The sequence below is a fragment of the Oleiphilus sp. HI0079 genome, assembly GCF_001635105.1.
Genome location: NZ_LWFT01000732.1, coordinates 1 through 793, shown reverse-complemented (window position 1 = coordinate 793; position 793 = coordinate 1). Strand labels below are relative to the sequence as shown.

Annotated in this window: 1 pseudogene; it reads left to right on the top strand. The window is 46.7% G+C overall.

Features of this window, described 5'->3' with window-relative positions:
* Positions 1–55: 55 nt before the first annotated feature.
* A pseudogene (locus A3750_RS13310) lies at positions 56–793 on the top strand (hypothetical protein); the annotation flags it as partial.

Genomic DNA, 793 nt, shown 5'->3' with positions numbered 1-793 from the left:
ACGTAGCTTTGACCCGGAAACGCAAAGGTCAAAACAAAAGCACGAAGAGATCACAATGCTTCCTGGCTTCGAGTTTCCCTGGGATAAGGCATCGAGGTTGGCGTTTCGCAATCGGTGGCTAGACACATTTGACGAACGCAGTTTTAGCTCTCCAATTCTTAGAGATATTAAAGACGGTATCAAACCGCACGGTATTGAGTATTACTCACCCTTGTTTTTTGAGCATATGGCGTCACTTTTTGACTACGTGCCATCGAATACGCAAATCATCCATGACGCTACGTTAAACGACTCCCTTGAGCATGTATGGAAGGAAATCAACGAACGCTACGAAGATCACCGTTACGATATACAAAGGCCGATTCTTGCTCCCCATACGCTGTTTCTAGGGTCAGAAGAATGCTTTTCAAGCGTCAACGAGTATGCCCGCATGGAGTTAGATTACGATGGGCAGCGCTCTACCCATGCGCATCATGCGTCGTTATCCACCTTGCCCGATCTCGCCATTGATGATCGCTTGGATATTCCCGCATTTCGTATTCAAGAGTTTGTTCAAAGCTTCGATGGACAGATTGTGGTTGTATCCGAAAGCGCAGGCCGTCGCGAATCTATTCAAGATTTATTCAAAGATCATAATTTATCGTTTCAACAGGCGACGTCTTGGCCCTTAGCGGATGATCGAGGTACTCTCACCTTAACGGTCGGCGCGCTTGAGCATGGATTTATCGCCACTGAGTCAAAGTTAGCAGTCGTTACAGAAACGGAACTATTTGGCCAGATTGTCCGTCAAAAC